Below are 17,207 nucleotides of genomic sequence, written 5' to 3' on the forward strand. Positions count from 1 at the left end.
CCGGCTTTTGTGATGCTTATGTTTCTTCATTTAACTGGACGGCGGTTTGGTCAACCCAGCCGATCAGCTTGTCTTTCACCTGAAATTGATACCAGACGGATCCGCCGTTTTGCTTCTCAGAGACAACTTTAATATGCTGGCCGGTAAACTTTTGCGCCGATGCCAGTTTAATAGAATGCTGCTCTTTCGACGGCTTGGACCAAACATCTTCCATGGCGTAGTCTTTGATGGCGCCTTTCTTATCAACTGCTTTAAGAGAGGCATTGATTTTGTCAAATTCATTCAGGTTATAGGTTTCTATGACATCTTTAATTTTTTCCGCATAGTCGGGATCTGTGGCATAGCCGGATTTTTGAAGGGCTGCCGCAGCTGATTTATAATCGTCCGCTTCTATGACGGGTTTATACTTCTTTTTATTCCAAGACGTTCCTTTGACAAATAATTTGGCGTGGTCATCCATGGATTCAAAAAACGTGTTGTACTTACGGAATTTTGCCCGAATCGTTTTTCGTTTCCCTTTTTCAAATTCATCTGTTTTCATCGTGACGTGTTTTCCTTTATAATCACCTTTTACACCGAACAGGTTGCGCGCTTTTCCAGCAAGCTCACTGTTCCCCCAATCCGATTCGAGAATGGCCTGTGCAAGGGTGATGCTCGGAAGGACATGATATTTCTCATATAAAATCTGAGCATGCCCGGAAAGGCTGTCAATAAAGACCTGCTGCCCGTCCACCTCTTCAGGCGGTTTTTCTTCCGTCGCTATGAATTTCGAAAACACCATTGATACCAGAAATAATCCGAATATAAGAGATACAGCAAAAAGGCATCCAAGCACCCTTTTGGTCTTTGCTTTCTTTTTCATATCAACCTTCCTTTAATTCCGGAATCACTAGATTTATAATTTTACTGGTCATTGATGAAAATTTCAATAAAATAGGGAAAAAGACGGAGAAAGAACATGTGTGCAAACAAAAAACCCCTCAAAGAGGAGTCTTTTTTTATGCCATGCTCAGCTGAGGACCGAACAATTCAAATTGAACGGAATCAGATTTAAACCCGAGTGCAAGAATCATATCTTTCATTTGCGTCATAAACGGTGCTGAACCGCACAAGTAAAATTCAGTATCTTGATTCAGATGCAGCTGCTCTAAGAAGCTTTGATCAATCCGGCCGCTGTAAAAAGGCTTGTCCCCTGAGCGGTCTTGTTCCGACGGTTCACTGTATACATAAATGACGTTAATATTCGGATCGCCTGCCGCAGCTTGCTCGACTTCTTTGCGGAACGCGGCGTACTCTCCGTTTTTCGCGGCATGAATAAAAGTAATAGAACGCTCCGGCTGTTTTTCGGCGGCTGTTTTCAGCATGCTCATCATCGGCGTGATTCCGGAACCGGCACTGAGAAGAACAGCCGGTTTTTCGGCGGAAGACAGTTTGAAATCCCCGGCGGGTGCGCTGACTTCAAGTTTATCTCCTTCTTGAACTTCATTGTGGAGATGAGAAGAAACCGCTCCGTCCTTTTTCACGGAAATCCGATATTCGCCTTTTCGGGCAGCATCAGACAGGCTGTATTGGCGAATGTGCGTATAAGGAGAATCTGCAATCCGCACTTTAATGCTGATATATTGCCCCGCTTCAAATTCAGGAAGCGCAGAGCCGTCGCTCGGTTTGATATAAAATGATGTGATGTCTTTGCTTTCTTCGGTTTTCTTTATCACCGTAAATTCTTTATATCCCTGCCATCCGGCCTCATTGTACATATCTTTTTCAATGCCGATGAAAGCCTCTGCAATAACACCGTAAGCTTTTTCCCATGCTCCCATAATGTCAGGAGTTGCGGCATCCTGAAGCACATCCTTGATCGCCAGAAGCAGATATTTTCCGACAATCGGATAATGCTCCGGCTTTACCCCGATGCTTGTGTGTTTATGGCCGATCTGTCTGACCGCCGGAATGATTTGTTCTAATTGATCAATATTCGCCGCAGCCGCAATGACTGCATTTGCCAATGCTGCGCGCTGCGTCTGTTTCTTTTGGTTCGTTTGGTTAAACATATTTAACAGTTCGGGATGATCTTGAAACATCAGGTTATAAAAGCGTCCTGTGATGTTTTCTCCATGTGTTTTCAATACGGGTACTGTGCTTTTGATGATGTCTATTGTTCTCTCATCCAGCATGTTAATCCTCAACCCTTCTAAAGATGTATTTTTAATATATCTTTATAGTAAGAGATATTTCGAATAAAAGATATATCTTAAATGAATCTTTAGAAAAGTCGTCACAATATTGTGTTCAGTTTGGAATCGTTGGTTATTATTTCCTTTTTTCACCTATTGGAACCGGGACACATATGCTAGAAATTATACGTTTACACATGAAAGCAGGGAATTGTATGGTTTCTTATATGGATTACACGTCTCCGAATACACAGTTCACATATGATGTGAATGAGAGCCGTTTTTTCACTAAAGATCATCGGAACTTTATCAATGTATTGGGGATTAAACAGTTAAACACGCTTGAAAATATTTCATTACTGGATATCTTTTTGAGCAAGACCAATGTGATTGAACCGCATACCCATCAAAATGCCGCTGAATTGGTGTACTGTATTTCGGGTTCCGCAACCGTGTCGATGCTGAATCCGTTCACCCGGAAAATACGAAATTACCCGCTCACCCCCGGGCAAGTGGCAAATATTCCGCAGGGGTGGTGGCATTATGAGATCGCGACTTCAGATAATACCCATCTTTTGGCCATATTTGACGCCCATACGCCTGAAGTGATTTACGGCTCGGATATTCTCCGCCTCACGCCGCCCGAGATCATGGCGCATACGTACTGTCTGAATGAACAGGAATGGGAAAAAGCTGTTTCACCGATCCGCAAATCAACTGTGATAGGTCCCGATAAATACTGCGGGCAGTCTGAAAATACGGGTATTCACGATATGAATAAACCTTATCAGCCAAATACGCATTATCCGAATGATCCGTATCGGCATTATGATCCGCCGTTATATTGGGGGTATTAAACGGAGAGCAGGAGCGGCATTAAAAAAAGCCCCTCATGAAAGAGGGGCTCTTAATCATTACGGTCCGGTTCCGCAGCTTACTTTGTACTCACCTTCGGGCAATTTTTTTGAATCACATATTTCTGAAGCAGACGTGAAGACCACAGAGAAAGAGCGGGGAGCGCTGTTAAAAGAAGTGCCACTGCGCTGAAAGAGTTAGTAGAAGATAGATTTTCCTCTTATTCCTTTCATTTAGTTGTTAGAAATGAAGCAGAACACAGAGGCTGCTGCAGAGGATTAAAAACTTATAAAGGTATGGAAGCCAAGGGGCTCGCCCCCCTGACCTCTACGCTGCCAGTGTGGAGATGATAGGGTTTGCTGACCAGTCTTTCTGATAAAAAATCTTCTGTTTGGCGAAAAATGAACAAGTTGGTCCCAAATAGGATTGTAAATTAAAGTTAATTTCCCACTAGACCTGCCATCAAAACGCCCATCACAATCAAGAATAATAGTAAAAGTAAACAAAGTGCTAGGATAACAAAAGAAATATTCTTTGCAATTCCTTTAGGTGATTTGATTGCCAGAATACTCCCCACGACAATTCCTAGAATTCCAAGCGCCCAATGAATATGAGGCAGAAAGCACACTGTGAATAAAAGGATGATAAGCGGCACGATCCCAAAATACTTTCTCATTTCTCTCCTTTCTATTTTCCCTCCATTAAATTGATAAATTGAAAAGAAAATTGAACTTATAAATATTGAGTGCCATATTTTTTAAATATTAGCATAGAATTATCGTTCGAGCTTTATGGCGACGGATACATACGCAAGGTTATCTGCGCAGTTCATTATGGAAACACCTACGGAAGGAATTTCGTGTGAAGGACTTAAAGGGGGATAGATGGCTTATTGTATTTGATTCTCTTTTTCCCTTGAGACTTATGAAGTTGGGAGATGATCAAATGACTGATTTTGAACGAAAAGTTATTATATGTCCCGCTTTGAGAAAAACCCCTCCATTGAACAATTGAAAGGAAAAAACAGGTGGATGTTTTGAAACTAATGAAGAAAACTAAAAAAGCCTTTTCCGAAGAAAAGGCTTTATACGTTCAAGTTTGAAGGCGGTCAGAAGCTACTTTGATTGTATCCTGTGCTTGTTTTTCTACCGAGTTCATACCCAACCCACATACTAAAGTCAATGTCAGACCCAGGACGATGAAGATGCTCTTTTTAAAATTCATACAGGCACTCTCCTTCTTAGGTTTGATTACGATCAGATGAAACTTGATATGATCCATCAAATGAAACAGCTGATGCCGTTAGACCGACCCCTGACATTAAAACGACAGCCGATACAATGATAAATACGCCTTTTCTAAAATTCATACAGGCATTCTCCCCTCTGAATTTGTTTTTGTGTTTGAATCATTTTTCGATGATAAAAATAAGATTTGTCATATTGTTTTGACTCTGCATAAACAGCAGCCGTATCAAGAGCAATATCTTCTACATACGAATAGTTTTTATTTTTCTCAAGGTAATCAATTGTTTTTTTGATTCCCATTTGGTCTATTGCATTAATATATAAAGCATCCAAATATTTTTGCAGAGATTCAAACAGCTTATCCCCGTGATATATCGCTGATGAAAGTCCCTTTTTGCTGATTTGAATCGCCTCGCTTGTTTTCCCTTGTTTAAATAGAAGTTTTGCGTATGTAAACAAGGAATGCGGGAGGTTACCCAATTTATACTTTTCAGATATCTCCGCTGCTTTTTTTAAGTAGATTTCAGCTTTACTATACTCTTCTAGGTCTCCGTAATTCTTTCCTATGTTGTAATAAGCAGAACTGAGCAGCCTTTCATTATTGTTTACTTGTTTCGACAACTCTAAAGCTTTTTCTAAATGCGGCAAACTTTTTTCAAAGCGTTTAAAGTCAACATAATTCCCCGATATGACGAATAGACATTGAATTTTCCGGACTTTATACAACTCATACTGATCGTAAATATCGAGCGCTTGCTTTACGTGATGCATGGAGACGTGGCTTTGTTTCATACCGTAATATGCTTCAGCCAATTTAAAATGAAACTCCGCTCTCTCAATTTCATCATGCACATGAACAAGTTGTTTTTCAGCCTCTCTATAAAAGCCGATCGCCTTTACATACTGCTTTTGATCAAATTCATACATGCCGCGGAAAAATAAAGAGTAATAGCACAGCAGGCCGGAAATTCCTTTATTTGATGCTTCGATTTTTTCCAGCAGCTCGTCAATTGTCGGTCTCACGCGGGTCGTCACCGGTTCTAAATAATCCAGCATGAGCTGATGGCGGAATTTCATGAGGGTGTAGTAAATCAGTAAATACTCGTCTTCTTCCATCTCATTTATTTCCTGCTCCACCTCCGCCTTCAAAATTTCCGCATCCGGAACACTGAACTGACGTATCATTTTGTACCATTCATTAATTTTAACGCCTACCTCCGATGATGGTAAAACAGAACTCACAAGGCCACTCCTCCTTTTATATAATATTCTAACATTTCCATAATATGTTTAGTAAAATAAATGCAGTTTTTTGCGGTCTGCCGGAAAATGATCATAGTTTTATTGAATAAAGGAAACATTATTTCTATACCATTAGACTTATTACAGATTACTTATTTTCACTTAAATGTTGGAAATGGCCATTCAATTTGCGATAATAAAACTAATGTATAGGGAATATAAATGGGAGGGATTAAGGATGTGTCATTTAAAATGAGCATTACTTTATCACTCAAATGTTTTAAGCTCTATGAAAGTGTGTACTTTGGAATAGGTTTATAAGTAGACTCTCTTCAAGTCTACTTTATTTTTTCTCATAAATAAACGAGGTGAAAATCAATGGATGGTATAAAATTTTTGGAAAATGTGTCTCGACTCGGAGTAATCATTTTGGTGTTCTCCGGATATGCTATTTATTGGAAATTAGGTAAAGCAAAAAGAGAGCGAGGGCTTACAAAATTTGAAGCTTGTCTTAGGTTCTCTGTCATGTTTGGCATAATAGCATGGGGTCTTTCGTTTCTTGCTTTGAATTTGTGGTCCTAATCTTTTTTGTCGATATTTGACTTATCCTGTCTAAACAGATTAAAACCAGATAAATATACCCTCCTTTGGTAAAAAATGTGTTACTATGTAGTTGCTTGTACAATTTTCCAAAAGGGGGAGTTATAATGTTGAAAAGATTTCTTTTTCTGGCGTCGGTTTTCTTTCTTGCTATTGCGACAATAGCACCAGCAGCTTCAGCAGCACAGTTGAATCCTAAGGACGGTTTAGATGGCTTAACTGAAGAACAAATTGAAAAATCTGTTGCAGAAGTTGAGCACATCTTTACTAAAATTCTAGTTTTTGATAAAGAGACCGGCTATACAGTCAAAGAAGATGAGCTTGAAAAGTCTCCTTATCCTCCAGCTCAAAAAGAGGGCATGATCGCTTTCGCTAATTATATGAATAAGGAATATAATTATACGGATGCCCAAATCAGTAGTGTTCAAGGATGTTTAGAGGATGCACTTAACTTAAGTAAAGGTGCTTTGAATCAAGTTCAAAGAGCAATTGAAAAGGGCGAGTGGCTGACTGTTGTAGGATTTCTAGGAACTATAGGTTTAGCAATTTCCCCACCAGCAGTATTTGCATTCTTCCTGCTATGTGGTGCTCCAGTAGCAAAGATTGCTCCGCAAGAAAATTGATAAACAACAAAGCCGCCTTTAAAGGCGGCTTCTTCAATCCTAATTGAAGGCGAAAAGCAACTAAACTTCCTCAAAATAAATTTTTCGTCCCCAAATTGTCCCCAATTGCTTTTTGGGGCTATTGGCTCTGTTCCAGACAAATAAAAAAACCCTTATAGAATAAGGGTTTAAAGGTATGGAGCCAAGGGGGCTCGAACCCCTGACCTCTACGCTGCCAGCGTAGCGCTCTCCCAGCTGAGCTATGGCCCCGTGCGGTAACGTCATGTTTTATTATAGACGAGTTTCCTTCGAATTTCAAGCCGAAAATTCAGTTTGCTTACATTTTTCTGAGACGTTTTTCAAACATAGAAAAGACCCTCCGGGGGCCTCTTCGTTTATCGCACGAGCATGATTAAAATGATGCCGAGGATGACACGGTAAATGGCGAACGGGACAAGCTTAATCCGATTAATAAGCCGAAGAAAAAATTTGACGACTAAGAGAGCGACGACAAAGGCGCAGATAAAACCGACAAGAAAAAATGGAATCATGTCAGGAGAAAGACTGCTCCAGTATTTCACCAGCTTCAGAAGGCTTGCACCCGCCATAATCGGAATGGCCATGATAAATGTAAAGTCTGCGGCTGCCCGATGATTCAAGCCGAGAATGACACCTCCGGCAATCGTTGAGCCTGATCGGGAAAAGCCGGGCCACAAGGCGAGACATTGGAATAAACCGACACAGAAAGCCTGTTTGTAGGTGATTCTGTCTACCGTATTGATCGTATCTTTTCTTTTATTGACCCAGTCCGCAATCAGCATAAGCACGGCTCCGGCAATTAGTCCGTAAGCGACCGTTCTGACGGAGAATAGATAGCGGTCAATGAAATCCTCAAATAAAAAGCCGAGCACTGCGGCCGGAACAAGACCGACAGCGATTTGCGCGATGGTCAGCCTGTATCCTTTCTGCTGGTCGCGCGTCACGTTTTTTTTGAGGCCGAGTAAATTTAATATCCGATCCTTAAACACAATGGCCACTGCCAGGATCGAACCGAGCTGGATCACCACTTTGAAGGAATTGGCGGCTTCAGGATTCATCAGGCTTCCGGATTTCAGCCAGATGTCATCCGCTATGATCATATGTCCCGTGGAAGAAACCGGCGCGTATTCCGTCAGCCCTTCCACGATCCCCAAAACGGCTGCTGTGAACATCTCCCATAGTGTCATCCTATTCTTCCCTTCATTTATCATTTACAAAAGAGAAGCTCTCCTCTGAAGGAAAGCCTGTCTTATAATAAATATCATGTCGGTTCCGATTTTATGACTTCGATACGGCATCATTTTTTTCTTCTTCATATAAATGCGAGCGCATTTTGAACCAATCAAACAGATGGGTCGTGACCACTTTGATGACCGCGTAGCCCGGGATGGCTAAAATAATGCCGACAACCCCGAACAGCTTTCCGGCGGTTAAAAGAACAAAGATGATGGTAATCGGGTGAATGTGAAGATTTTTCCCCATGATCTGCGGCGAAATTAATTTTCCTTCCACGAGCTGGACAACGGTCCATACAATCGCAAGCTTCAGCAGCATAAGAGGCGAAGTGACCAAAGCGATAATAATCGCCGGCGTGATGGCAATGGTCGGCCCTAAATACGGAACAACGCTCGTACAAGCGGCAATGACCGCAAGCAGTGACGCATAATCAAGTCCGATAATCAGATAGCCGATAAATAATAAAAACCCGATGCAGAAGCTGACGATGACCTGTCCTCTGATATAGGAGCTTAATCTGTGGTTCATTTCACTCAGCATCGTATACGTTTGTTCTTTCAGACGGGTGGGCACAAATTTCAAGATATAGATTGGCAGTTTTTTGCCGTCTTTCAGCAAATAGAACAAAATAAACGGCACGGTCACAATTGAAATAATCACTTCCGTCAGCGCACCGATAAAATTCCCGACTCCGGTAAATGTGCTGTTTGCAATTGTCGCCGCCTGCGCCGATACTTTATTGGCAAGATCGGAAATGTTGATATTCATCGTCTTTTGCGCCTGATTTACAAAATCGCTTCCGATCAGGCTTTTCGTCTGATCTTCAACGATGTCCACATATTTTGGCAGGTTGTCGATCAGGCTCATGATCTGTTCCTTTAAAAACGGAATAATAGAAACGATCGTAATCGTAATCAGCCCTATAATAATGAGGTAAAGGAGCAGGATGGAATAGACTCTTTTCACTCTTATTTTTTCCAATATATCTACGATCGGATTAAGCAGATAATAAACAATTCCTGTCAAAATAACGGGGAGTGCAATCGTTTTGAGCAGGACGATAATGGGTGTGAAAATAAATGATGTCTTCATAAAGACAAGGATATTGAGACCGATGAGCAGCAATACAAGCAAAAACAAGACAAATTTATTGTCTAAGAAAAACTGTTTAAATCTGCCGCCCCATGTTTGCAATGTTTCCACTATTGTTCCTCCATCATATGTATTTTACTTAAATTGTACACTATCGTTCCTATAATGAAAAATAATAACCGGTCTCTATGGGAATTTTTCCTATACTTTTGGCGGACAGCCTTTTTTCCATTTATGTTTCTTTGAAAAACAGCTATAATGTAAGCCAATACATAGAAGGAGCGATAGCAATGATTCGATTTGCAACAGTCGGAACGAATTGGATTACAGAACGATTTCTGGAGGCGGCTTCTGCTATTGATGATTTTCAATTAACGGCGGTTTATTCCAGAACTGAGGAACGCGCTGCGGAATTTGCCGGCAAGCACGGTGCAGCTCATTATTTCACCAGCCTGAGAGAATTGGCGGAAAGCGAAGCCTATGATGCGGTGTATCTCGCCAGCCCGAATGCATGCCATAAGGAGCAGGCAATCCTTTTTATGGAACACGGCAAGCATGTGCTGTGCGAAAAACCGTTTGCGTCTAACGCAAGGGAAACGGAAGACATGATTCACGCAGCCAAAGCAAACGGCGTTCTCTTGATGGAGGCCATGAAAACGACGTTTTTGCCGAACTTCAGCATGCTTCAAAACCACTTACATAAAATCGGGCCGATCAGGAGATTCACAGCAAGCTACTGCCAATATTCATCACGATATGATGCATATAAAAACGGAACGGTGCTTAATGCGTTTAAGCCTGAATTATCGAACGGTTCGTTAATGGACATCGGCGTATACTGCATTTATCCGGCCGTCGTCCTGTTCGGCAAACCGAAAAACGTCATTGCGACCGGTCATAAACTAGCATCCGGCGTTGACGGCGAGGGCACGGTTATTTTGTCATACGACGGGTTTGAAGCGGTACTGATGCATTCAAAAATATCAAATTCGTTTGCCCCGGCGGAAATACAGGGTGAAGACGGCACAATCGTGCTGGACAGCATTCACGGACCGGAGCGGGCGGAAATCCGCTATCGTGACGGACGGATGGAGGACATTTCCGTTCCTGATCTGAAACCGGCGATGTATTATGAAACGGCTGAATTCATCAGCCTTCTTCGGAACGGACAGCAGGAGTCTTCCGAAAATACCTTTGAACGCTCTTTCATTACGGCAAGCATTATGGAAGAAGCGAGAAAACAAATCGGAATTGTCTTTCCCGCCGATCAAAACTAAAAACATCCGCCCGGGTTTCGGGCGGATGTTTTTTATTTGGACGCTAACAGGTCAGCGAACGCTTTTGCATAGTGCGGAAGGTCGGGCGGGCGGCGGCTTGATACAATATGGCCGTCAGTTACGACAGCTTCATCCAGCCACTGTGCCCCGGCATTTGTCATGTCGTCTTTGATGCCGGGCGTGCTCGTTACTTTTTTTCCTGCGAGAATTCCGGCAGATATGAGCACCCAGCCTGCGTGGCAGATCTGGCCGATCGGCTTTTTCTGCTCGTTCATCGTACGGATGATGTCCAAAACTTCCGGATATCTTCTCAGTTTGTCAGGAGCCCAGCCGCCAGGCACGAGCACGGCATCATACTCCTGAATAATCAGGCTCTTAAAATCGTAATCCGCCGTCGCGGGCACGCCGTATTTTCCTTTGTATGAACGGCCGGCTTCTTCTCCTATTAAATGGACGATCGCGCCTTCCTCCCTCATCCGGTAGACGGGATACCAAAGCTCTAAGTCTTCAAAGTCGTCACTGACAAGCGCTATGACTTTCTTGCCTTCTAATCTCATCACTGCCACTCCCTTCTTTTTTTCAAGTGTATCGCTTTTTTCAGCTGAGGAAAAGAAACAGCTCGTTACAGCTGTTCTTCGTCTTCAGACTGAATCGTAAATTTCCGTGTGACCTGCTGCAGTTCTTCGGCCATGTTCGCAAGCGTTTCAGCAGAGGAACTGATTTCTTCCATGGAGGCCAGTTGCTCTTCGGCTGACGCGGCGATGTCTTGAATGCCGGCGGACCCTTCTTTGGCGACTGAGGTAATGTGCTCCACCGCGTTTGTCACGTTTTGCGACCCGGCCGCAAGCTGCTCAAGCGTTCCGTTCATATGCTGCAAAGCGCCTGAAATCTGAGTCGTCATTCCCGAGATTTTTTTGAAGCTTTCGGCCGTTTGGTCCGTAATATCGAGGCCTTCTTTCACGTCTTGATTCACCGCTTGGAATACAGAAAGCGATGTGGCGATTTCTTTGACGATTTCCTGAATCAGCGTTTCGATTTCCTTGGCGGAGTCGGCTGATTGTACGGCAAGCTTTCTCACTTCTTCCGCAACGACGGAGAAACCGCGCCCGTATTCGCCGGCTCTGGCCGCTTCGATAGCCGCGTTTAGAGCAAGCAGGTTTGTTTGATCGGCAATGCCGTTAATGACGTTCAGAATGCTCTTAATGTCATGCGACTTCGTTTCCAGCCCTTTTACGACCGCTTCCGCCTGCTGTACGGAACGATCAATTGTTTTCATCTGGCCGACCGTTTTCGCCACTAATTTTTCTCCGCTTCCGGCCGTATCAGAGGTTTGAATGGCCGATTCGGTAATTTCCGCCGATACATTCGCCGTCTCAGCAATGCCCGTATTCATTTGGGACAGGTGATCAGCACTTTCTTCCAATTTCTCGCTTTGTAATTCGTTTCCGTTTGAGAATTGCTCAATCGCCAGTGTGATATGCTCGGTCGCCTTGCTTGTCTGACCGGCAGATGCCGTCAGCTCTTCGGATGAAGAAGCGACATGTTCGACGGATGATTGAATGACACCGATGACAGACCTGAGTGATGCCGACATCTCATTGAAACTTTGACTGAGCTGACCGAATTCATTTTTCGACCTGATGTTAATAACTTCGGTTAAATCGCCGTCACTGATTTTAGCTGATGTCGAGACAAGTTTTTTGAGCGGTTTTGAAATCGAGCGAACGATAAAGAAGATTAAAATCCCGCCGACGATAAGAGAAACCGCAAGAATGATCAGCGCCATTTCCATGACAGGCGCGGCTGCGTCATGTATCTCACTGACAAAGAATGTGCCGGCGATTTTCCAGCCCGTCAGTTTATTTGTCGTGAAGGCCATTTTCTTTTGCTGTCCTTCAAACGTGTATTCAAACGATCCGCTTGATTTAGAAAATACTTCTTTCGTCCACTCTCCGGAGCCTTCCGTTCCCGCTTTGATGGTCGGATGGGCAATGTATTTTTTATCTCCCGTTGTAATGAAAGCAAATCCTTTATGACCGATCTGTACGCGTTCGGAAGCGTTCAAAAGGTCGCCCAGTTTAATATCCAGCGCTACAACGCCTGAGCCGTCTTTTGTCTGCTGGGCAATCGTAACGACCGTTTGTCCGGTTGCAGCGTCCTTATAAGGATCGGTAAACACCGGCTGTCCGCTTTTTTCTACCGCTTTTGTATACCACTCGCGCGTGAGCGGATTGAAATCGGACGGCACGTCAGCGGACGGATATTTCACAAACGCTTTGTCGGCGGACGCGGCATACATTGATGTGATATCGTCATTTACGGTGACATACTGCTTCATATTTTCAAGCAGGTCGGATTTATTTTTTTTGTTCATTTTTTCCTTTGTGATTGATTCACTGTAATAGTCAAGTGCTTTCAGCTTGCCTTTGAGCATGTTTTCCAGCACGCTGTTCAGTTCGCTGACATTTCCTTGAGCGCTCCGGGTCAGTTCGTTTTCTAATGTACTCCCTGCCGTTTGGTAGCTGAAGTAGGCAAGTATGCCGACCGGAAGCACCAATACGGCTAAAAATGCCGTGATAAGCGGCTTGCTGATGGATGGCTGTTTGATCCAATGTATCAGTTGTTTCATTTTTTTCGTCTCCTTCTTTGAAAAGCTAAATTTATTATCGACAGCTAGGATAAAAGATTTATTAAAAAAACTAAAAAAAACACCCAAACAGCACATTTGGGTGTTCTATGACCTATTATTCTATTTTAAATTGTTTCGTCATATCACGTAATTCTTCCGCCATCTGGGATAACGTTTCTGAAGACGAACTGATTTCTTCCATGGAAGCCAGCTGTTCTTCGGCGGAGGCCGCGATATCCTGAATGCTGGCTGAACTTTCTTTTGCGATGGACGCGATTTGCTCAGAAGCTCCTGAAATCTGCTGCGAACCGGCTGTCAGCTGTTCTACTGTCGCATTCATGTTTTGAATTTCTCCGGCGATCTGGTTCGTCATTTCCGAAATCCGCCTGAAGCTCGTTTCGGTCTGATTCGTAATATCCAGCCCGCTCTCCACCTCTTTGTTGACGGATTGGAACATGCCAAGAGATGTATTGATTTCGTTGACGATTTCTATAATTAAGCTTTCGATTTCTTTCGCTGAATCGGCAGACTGCACCGCAAGTTTTCTCACTTCTTCTGCGACGACGGAGAAGCCCCGGCCGTATTCACCGGCACGCGCGGCTTCAATTGCGGCGTTCAGCGCAAGAAGATTTGTCTGATCGGCGATTCCGTTAATGACACGGAGAATGTTTGTAATGTCTTTTGATTTTGTTTCAAGCCCGCGCACCACTTGTTCAGCTTCTTTCACTGACCGGTCAATGACGTTCATTTGACCGACCGTCTGGTGGACGAGCTTTCCGCCTGAATTGGCGACTTCCGCTGATGTGACGGAGGATTCGGTAATGACGGCAGATGCTTTCGCCATATCTTTGAGTCCGCTGTTCATTTGGTAAATATGTTCCGCGGCGCTTTCAATTTTTTCACTTTGGCTTTCATTTCCGTTAGAAAATTGTTCGATTGCCAGTGTGATATGTTCGGTTGCCTTGCTTGTCTGCTCCGCTGAAGCCGTCAGCTCCTCTGAAGAAGACGCGACGTTATTCACGGAATCCTGAATGGCATGGATCAAAGACCGAAGTGAAGCTGCCATATTGTTAAAGCTCTTGCCAAGCTCGCCTAATTCGTCTTTTGACTGAATCTCGATCGTTTCGGTTAAATCGCCTTCACTGATCTGTTTCGATGATGTCACAAGCTGTTTGAGCGGTTTTGTGATTGAACGGATAATCAGCACCATGACGATGGTTCCGATGACAATTGCTATCACCAGAACGAGCAGGGACAGATGAAGGATCGGCAGCGCCGCTTCATGAATTTCGTCCTGATACATCGTTCCGCCGATTTTCCAGCCTGTCAGCCCGTTCGTATCATAAGCCATTTTCTTTTCCTGGCCGTCGTATTTGTATTGAAAATCACCTTTTTTGCTGCTGTACAGCTGTTCAGCCCAATCCCCGTCTAATGCTGTGCCTGACGTGCGGTTCGGGTGGGCGACCACTTTTTTGTCTTTCGTCAGGATAAAAGCGTAGCCGGATTTTCCGATGCTCACTTTCTTTGTCGTTTTCAGAAGCTCTTCGATTTTCATATTGATGGCGATGACCCCTGAGCCGTCTTTCGTCTGCTGAGCGATCGTCACGACCATCGTATTAGTGGAAGCCGTGCGGTAAGGATCTGTTACAACAACTTTCCCCTTGTTTTCCACGGCTTTTTTATACCAGTCTCTTTCAAGGGGATTATATCCTTTAGGCATCTGCACATCGGGATACCGTGTGAAATGGCCTTCCGTGTCACTCGTATAGATGGATTCCACATCTTTATTGATTTTCAAATACTCTGTGAATTTATCCATAATTTGCGATTGGTTTTTCGGCTTGTACCGATCCTTGGTGAGCCAATCGCTGAAATATGCGGTTCCGTCTTCCTTCTGGCTGATGCTGGTATTGATCATATTATTAATCTGCTGCACATTATCTAATGCGCTTCCCATCATCTGGCTGTCAAGCGTGCTTACCGCCGACTGATATGCGATAAAAGCCAGCGTTGAAATCGGCAGGATAAGAATGGTCAAAAAAGAAATGAGCAGTTTTCTTGTAAGCGATCTCTGCTTGATGATTTGCATTATTTTTTTCATCTGCTATATCTCCTCTTACGTGTTTACCCTTCATATCGGCGATTATGGGTAAATATACATACCCAAAAAGAAGAAATATAACAAAACATACTTTTTACCTATTGAAAAAGTAGTCTTTTAGACTTAATTAAAAACTTATTTTAAAGCGTTTTGTCAGCTCGCGTAATTCTTCCGCCATTTTTTCCAGCGTGACGGCGGATGAACTGATCTCTTCCATAGAGGCGAGCTGCTCTTCAGCAGAAGCCGCAATGTCCTGAATGCCGGCCGCGCTTTGTCTGGAGACGGCCGCGATATCCTCTGAAGCGTTCGATACTTCCTGAGATCCGGCGGAAAGCTGTTCTACGGTTGCATTCATATTTTGCAGTTCACCGGCAATCTGATTTGTTTTGACGGAAATGTCCCGGAAGCTTTTTTCCGTTTCGTCCGTCAGCTGAAGTCCGCTTTTCACCTCGTGATTGACGGATTCCAGCATTCCAAGCGATGTATGAATTTCTTTAACGATTTCATGGATTAAGGTTTCGATTTCTTTTGCTGAATCGGCTGATTGGACGGCAAGCTTTCTCACTTCTTCGGCAACGACTGAAAAACCGCGTCCGTATTCTCCCGCTCTTGCCGCTTCAATGGCTGCATTTAAAGCGAGAAGATTCGTTTGATCGGCAATGCCGTTAATGACGCGCAAAATGCTGGTGATGTCCTGCGATTTGAGCTCAAGCCCTTTTACGACTTGTTCCGCTTTACTTACGGATTGGTCAATGGTGTCCATCTGGCCTGCTGTTTTCTTAACAAGCCGCTCTCCGGCACCGGATATCTCCGCCGATTCAATAGAAGTTTCCGTCACAACGGCTGCCGCTTCCGCCAGATCGCTGAGCCCGTCTTTCATGTCATTCACTTGGGCTGTCGCTTTTTCAATGCTTCCACTTTGGTCTTCCGTACCATTAGAAAACTGTTCAATCGCAAGGGTGATATGTTCCGTTGCTTTGCTCGTCTGCTCGGCGGAAGCCGTCAGCTCCTCTGAGGAGGAAGCGACATGTTCAACAGAGTCCTGAATTCCCTGAATAAGCGTCCGGAGTGAATCTGTCATATGATTAAAACTTTTACTGAGCACGCCAAGCTCATCTTGAGAGCTGACTTGAATGGTTTCCGTCAGATCTCCGCTTCTGATTTTTTCCGCTGACGCTGCGAGACGTTTTAACGGTTTTGTAATAGAGCGGATGACAAAATAAATGAAAACCATTCCTGCGGCAACCGCTATGGCCAAAATGATAATGGCTGTGATCAAAACCGGTCTTGCCGCATCCTTGATTTCATCAACGGACATGGTTCCGCTGATCTTCCATCCTGTCGCTTCATTGGTCACGTATGCCATTTTTTTCGCTTTCCCGTCCAGTGTATATTCAAAGTCGCCTTTTTGCCCGCTGTATAATGTATCAACCCATTTTCCTGATACCGCCGCGCCGGCTTTTTCATCACTGTAGGCAACGGCTTTTTTATTTTTGCTGAGGATAAAGGCGTATCCTTCTTTTCCGATATTGACTTCTTTTGTCATCGTAATGAGATCGTCGATTTTAATATCAATGGCGACGACGCCTGATCCGTCTTGCGCCGCGCGCGCCATGGTGACGACCATCTTTTTGTTTGAGATGGACTCATAAGGGTCCGTGATGATGGTTTGGCCTTTATTCTCCATGGCTTCCTGATACCAGCTTCTATCAAGCGGATTGAAGTCGGCCGGCATATCAGCATGCGGATAACGGGTAAACGCGCCTTCCTTGCTGCTTGAAAATACAGCGGCAGCTTTATCATTGCTTTCTATGAACTGCTTGAATTTTTCTTTCATTTCCGTTTGGTTTTTTTCTTTAAATTTTGCGCTTGTCGCCCATTCGCTGAAATATGCTGAGCTTTTTGTAAACGTCCCGATCCGGTCATCAATCATATTGTTTAAGATTTGCACATTCCCTTCGGCGCTTTCCATCATTTGATTTTCAACGGATGAGGCAGCCGAACGATAGGCGCTGGCAGCCAGCACTGCTACCGGAATGATTAAGATCAGTAAAAATGAAATGATGAGTTTTCTGGCTATTGATTTTTTTGCGATGTTTTTTGCTGTTTTTTT

At 43.7% G+C, this 17,207-nt stretch carries 13 protein-coding genes, 1 tRNA gene and 3 pseudogenes; 4 read left to right on the plus strand and 13 right to left on the minus strand.

Features of this window, described 5'->3' with window-relative positions; genetic code table 11:
• Positions 1 to 16: 16 nt before the first annotated feature.
• Both ACXN9U_RS14090 and hmpA read right to left on the minus strand, forming a co-directional pair.
• Positions 17 to 862 (minus strand): glucosaminidase domain-containing protein, encoded by an 846-nt coding sequence (locus tag ACXN9U_RS14090; RefSeq protein ID WP_060964466.1) that lies wholly within the window; start codon positions 860 to 862, stop codon positions 17 to 19.
• 136 nt (positions 863 to 998) lie between these two features.
• Positions 999 to 2,174: an NO-inducible flavohemoprotein gene (gene hmpA, locus ACXN9U_RS14095; RefSeq protein ID WP_060964465.1), complete on the minus strand. Its 1,176-nt coding sequence runs from the start codon at positions 2,172 to 2,174 to the stop codon at positions 999 to 1,001.
• A 215-nt stretch (positions 2,175 to 2,389) separates the two neighbouring features.
• On the opposite strand from hmpA, the gene ACXN9U_RS14100 reads away from it, so the two are divergent.
• Complete coding sequence (locus ACXN9U_RS14100) at positions 2,390 to 3,031, plus strand: cupin domain-containing protein (RefSeq protein WP_060964464.1); 642 nt, start codon at positions 2,390 to 2,392, stop codon at positions 3,029 to 3,031.
• 1,356 nt (positions 3,032 to 4,387) lie between these two features.
• Here ACXN9U_RS14100 and ACXN9U_RS14105 read toward each other — a convergent pair.
• Positions 4,388 to 5,518 carry a response regulator aspartate phosphatase gene (locus ACXN9U_RS14105; protein ID WP_060964461.1) on the minus strand — a complete coding sequence of 377 codons (1,131 nt, stop codon included), beginning with the start codon at positions 5,516 to 5,518 and terminating at the stop codon, positions 4,388 to 4,390.
• 378 nt (positions 5,519 to 5,896) lie between these two features.
• On the opposite strand from ACXN9U_RS14105, the gene ACXN9U_RS14110 reads away from it, so the two are divergent.
• Together ACXN9U_RS14110 and ACXN9U_RS14115 are read left to right on the plus strand one after the other, a co-directional pair.
• The gene (locus tag ACXN9U_RS14110; RefSeq protein WP_060964460.1) at positions 5,897 to 6,100 is read left to right on the plus strand and encodes a hypothetical protein; all 204 of its coding nucleotides are present in this window, start codon (positions 5,897 to 5,899) and stop codon (positions 6,098 to 6,100) included.
• A 125-nt stretch (positions 6,101 to 6,225) separates the two neighbouring features.
• The gene (locus ACXN9U_RS14115; RefSeq protein ID WP_060964459.1) at positions 6,226 to 6,741 is read left to right on the plus strand and encodes a hypothetical protein; all 516 of its coding nucleotides are present in this window, start codon (positions 6,226 to 6,228) and stop codon (positions 6,739 to 6,741) included.
• Between the two features lie 176 nt (positions 6,742 to 6,917).
• Here ACXN9U_RS14115 and ACXN9U_RS14120 read toward each other — a convergent pair.
• The 3 genes from ACXN9U_RS14120 to ACXN9U_RS14130 form a co-directional block, all read right to left on the minus strand.
• A tRNA-Ala gene (locus ACXN9U_RS14120) sits at positions 6,918 to 6,990 on the minus strand.
• 125 nt (positions 6,991 to 7,115) lie between these two features.
• On the minus strand, positions 7,116 to 7,946 hold the full coding sequence (locus ACXN9U_RS14125) for an undecaprenyl-diphosphate phosphatase (RefSeq protein ID WP_045925819.1): 831 nt from the start codon (positions 7,944 to 7,946) through the stop codon (positions 7,116 to 7,118).
• A gap of 91 nt (positions 7,947 to 8,037) precedes the next feature.
• Positions 8,038 to 9,198 carry an AI-2E family transporter gene (locus ACXN9U_RS14130; protein ID WP_060964458.1) on the minus strand — a complete coding sequence of 387 codons (1,161 nt, stop codon included), beginning with the start codon at positions 9,196 to 9,198 and terminating at the stop codon, positions 8,038 to 8,040.
• A gap of 179 nt (positions 9,199 to 9,377) precedes the next feature.
• On the opposite strand from ACXN9U_RS14130, the gene ACXN9U_RS14135 reads away from it, so the two are divergent.
• On the plus strand, positions 9,378 to 10,364 hold the full coding sequence (locus ACXN9U_RS14135; protein ID WP_060964457.1) for a Gfo/Idh/MocA family protein: 987 nt from the start codon (positions 9,378 to 9,380) through the stop codon (positions 10,362 to 10,364).
• 32 nt (positions 10,365 to 10,396) lie between these two features.
• Here the strand turns inward: ACXN9U_RS14135 and ACXN9U_RS14140 are convergent, their stop codons facing one another.
• From ACXN9U_RS14140 to ACXN9U_RS14170, 7 genes and pseudogenes are all read right to left on the minus strand, one after another.
• On the minus strand, positions 10,397 to 10,921 hold the full coding sequence (locus ACXN9U_RS14140; protein ID WP_060964456.1) for a type 1 glutamine amidotransferase domain-containing protein: 525 nt from the start codon (positions 10,919 to 10,921) through the stop codon (positions 10,397 to 10,399).
• Between the two features lie 65 nt (positions 10,922 to 10,986).
• A complete protein-coding gene (locus ACXN9U_RS14145; RefSeq protein WP_420913151.1) occupies positions 10,987 to 11,958 on the minus strand; it encodes a methyl-accepting chemotaxis protein in 972 nt (323 codons plus the stop codon).
• A pseudogene (locus ACXN9U_RS14150) lies at positions 11,953 to 13,089 on the minus strand (HAMP domain-containing protein); the annotation flags it as partial. The gene ACXN9U_RS14145 and the pseudogene ACXN9U_RS14150, both read right to left, overlap by 6 nt.
• 19 nt (positions 13,090 to 13,108) lie before the next feature.
• Positions 13,109 to 14,059 carry a methyl-accepting chemotaxis protein gene (locus tag ACXN9U_RS14155; RefSeq protein ID WP_414826723.1) on the minus strand — a complete coding sequence of 317 codons (951 nt, stop codon included), beginning with the start codon at positions 14,057 to 14,059 and terminating at the stop codon, positions 13,109 to 13,111.
• A pseudogene (locus tag ACXN9U_RS14160) lies at positions 14,054 to 15,094 on the minus strand (HAMP domain-containing protein); the annotation flags it as partial. The gene ACXN9U_RS14155 and the pseudogene ACXN9U_RS14160, both read right to left, overlap by 6 nt.
• Before the next feature lie 127 nt (positions 15,095 to 15,221).
• Complete coding sequence (locus ACXN9U_RS14165) at positions 15,222 to 16,175, minus strand: methyl-accepting chemotaxis protein (RefSeq protein WP_489202502.1); 954 nt, start codon at positions 16,173 to 16,175, stop codon at positions 15,222 to 15,224.
• A pseudogene (locus tag ACXN9U_RS14170) lies at positions 16,170 to 17,120 on the minus strand (HAMP domain-containing protein); the annotation flags it as partial. The gene ACXN9U_RS14165 and the pseudogene ACXN9U_RS14170, both read right to left, overlap by 6 nt.
• Positions 17,121 to 17,207: the final 87 nt, after the last annotated feature.

It is taken from the genome of Bacillus sp. BACIII, from assembly GCF_057836745.1.

Bases quoted from the DNA above. Each gene is read 5' to 3' on its own strand.
- hmpA (WP_060964465.1), bottom strand. From the start codon at position 2,174: ATGCTGGATGAGAGAACAATAGACATCATCAAAAGCACAGTACCCGTA.
- ACXN9U_RS14110 (WP_060964460.1), top strand. From the start codon at position 5,897: ATGGATGGTATAAAATTTTTGGAAAATGTGTCTCGACTCGGAGTAATC.
- ACXN9U_RS14135 (WP_060964457.1), top strand. From the start codon at position 9,378: ATGATTCGATTTGCAACAGTCGGAACGAATTGGATTACAGAACGATTT.
- ACXN9U_RS14115 (WP_060964459.1), top strand. From the start codon at position 6,226: ATGTTGAAAAGATTTCTTTTTCTGGCGTCGGTTTTCTTTCTTGCTATT.
- ACXN9U_RS14145 (WP_420913151.1), bottom strand. From the start codon at position 11,958: ATGTCGGCATCACTCAGGTCTGTCATCGGTGTCATTCAATCATCCGTC.
- ACXN9U_RS14140 (WP_060964456.1), bottom strand. From the start codon at position 10,921: ATGAGATTAGAAGGCAAGAAAGTCATAGCGCTTGTCAGTGACGACTTT.
- ACXN9U_RS14090 (WP_060964466.1), bottom strand. From the start codon at position 862: ATGAAAAAGAAAGCAAAGACCAAAAGGGTGCTTGGATGCCTTTTTGCT.
- ACXN9U_RS14125 (WP_045925819.1), bottom strand. From the start codon at position 7,946: ATGACACTATGGGAGATGTTCACAGCAGCCGTTTTGGGGATCGTGGAA.
- ACXN9U_RS14165 (WP_489202502.1), bottom strand. From the start codon at position 16,175: ATGACAGATTCACTCCGGACGCTTATTCAGGGAATTCAGGACTCTGTT.
- ACXN9U_RS14155 (WP_414826723.1), bottom strand. From the start codon at position 14,059: ATGGCAGCTTCACTTCGGTCTTTGATCCATGCCATTCAGGATTCCGTG.
- ACXN9U_RS14100 (WP_060964464.1), top strand. From the start codon at position 2,390: ATGGTTTCTTATATGGATTACACGTCTCCGAATACACAGTTCACATAT.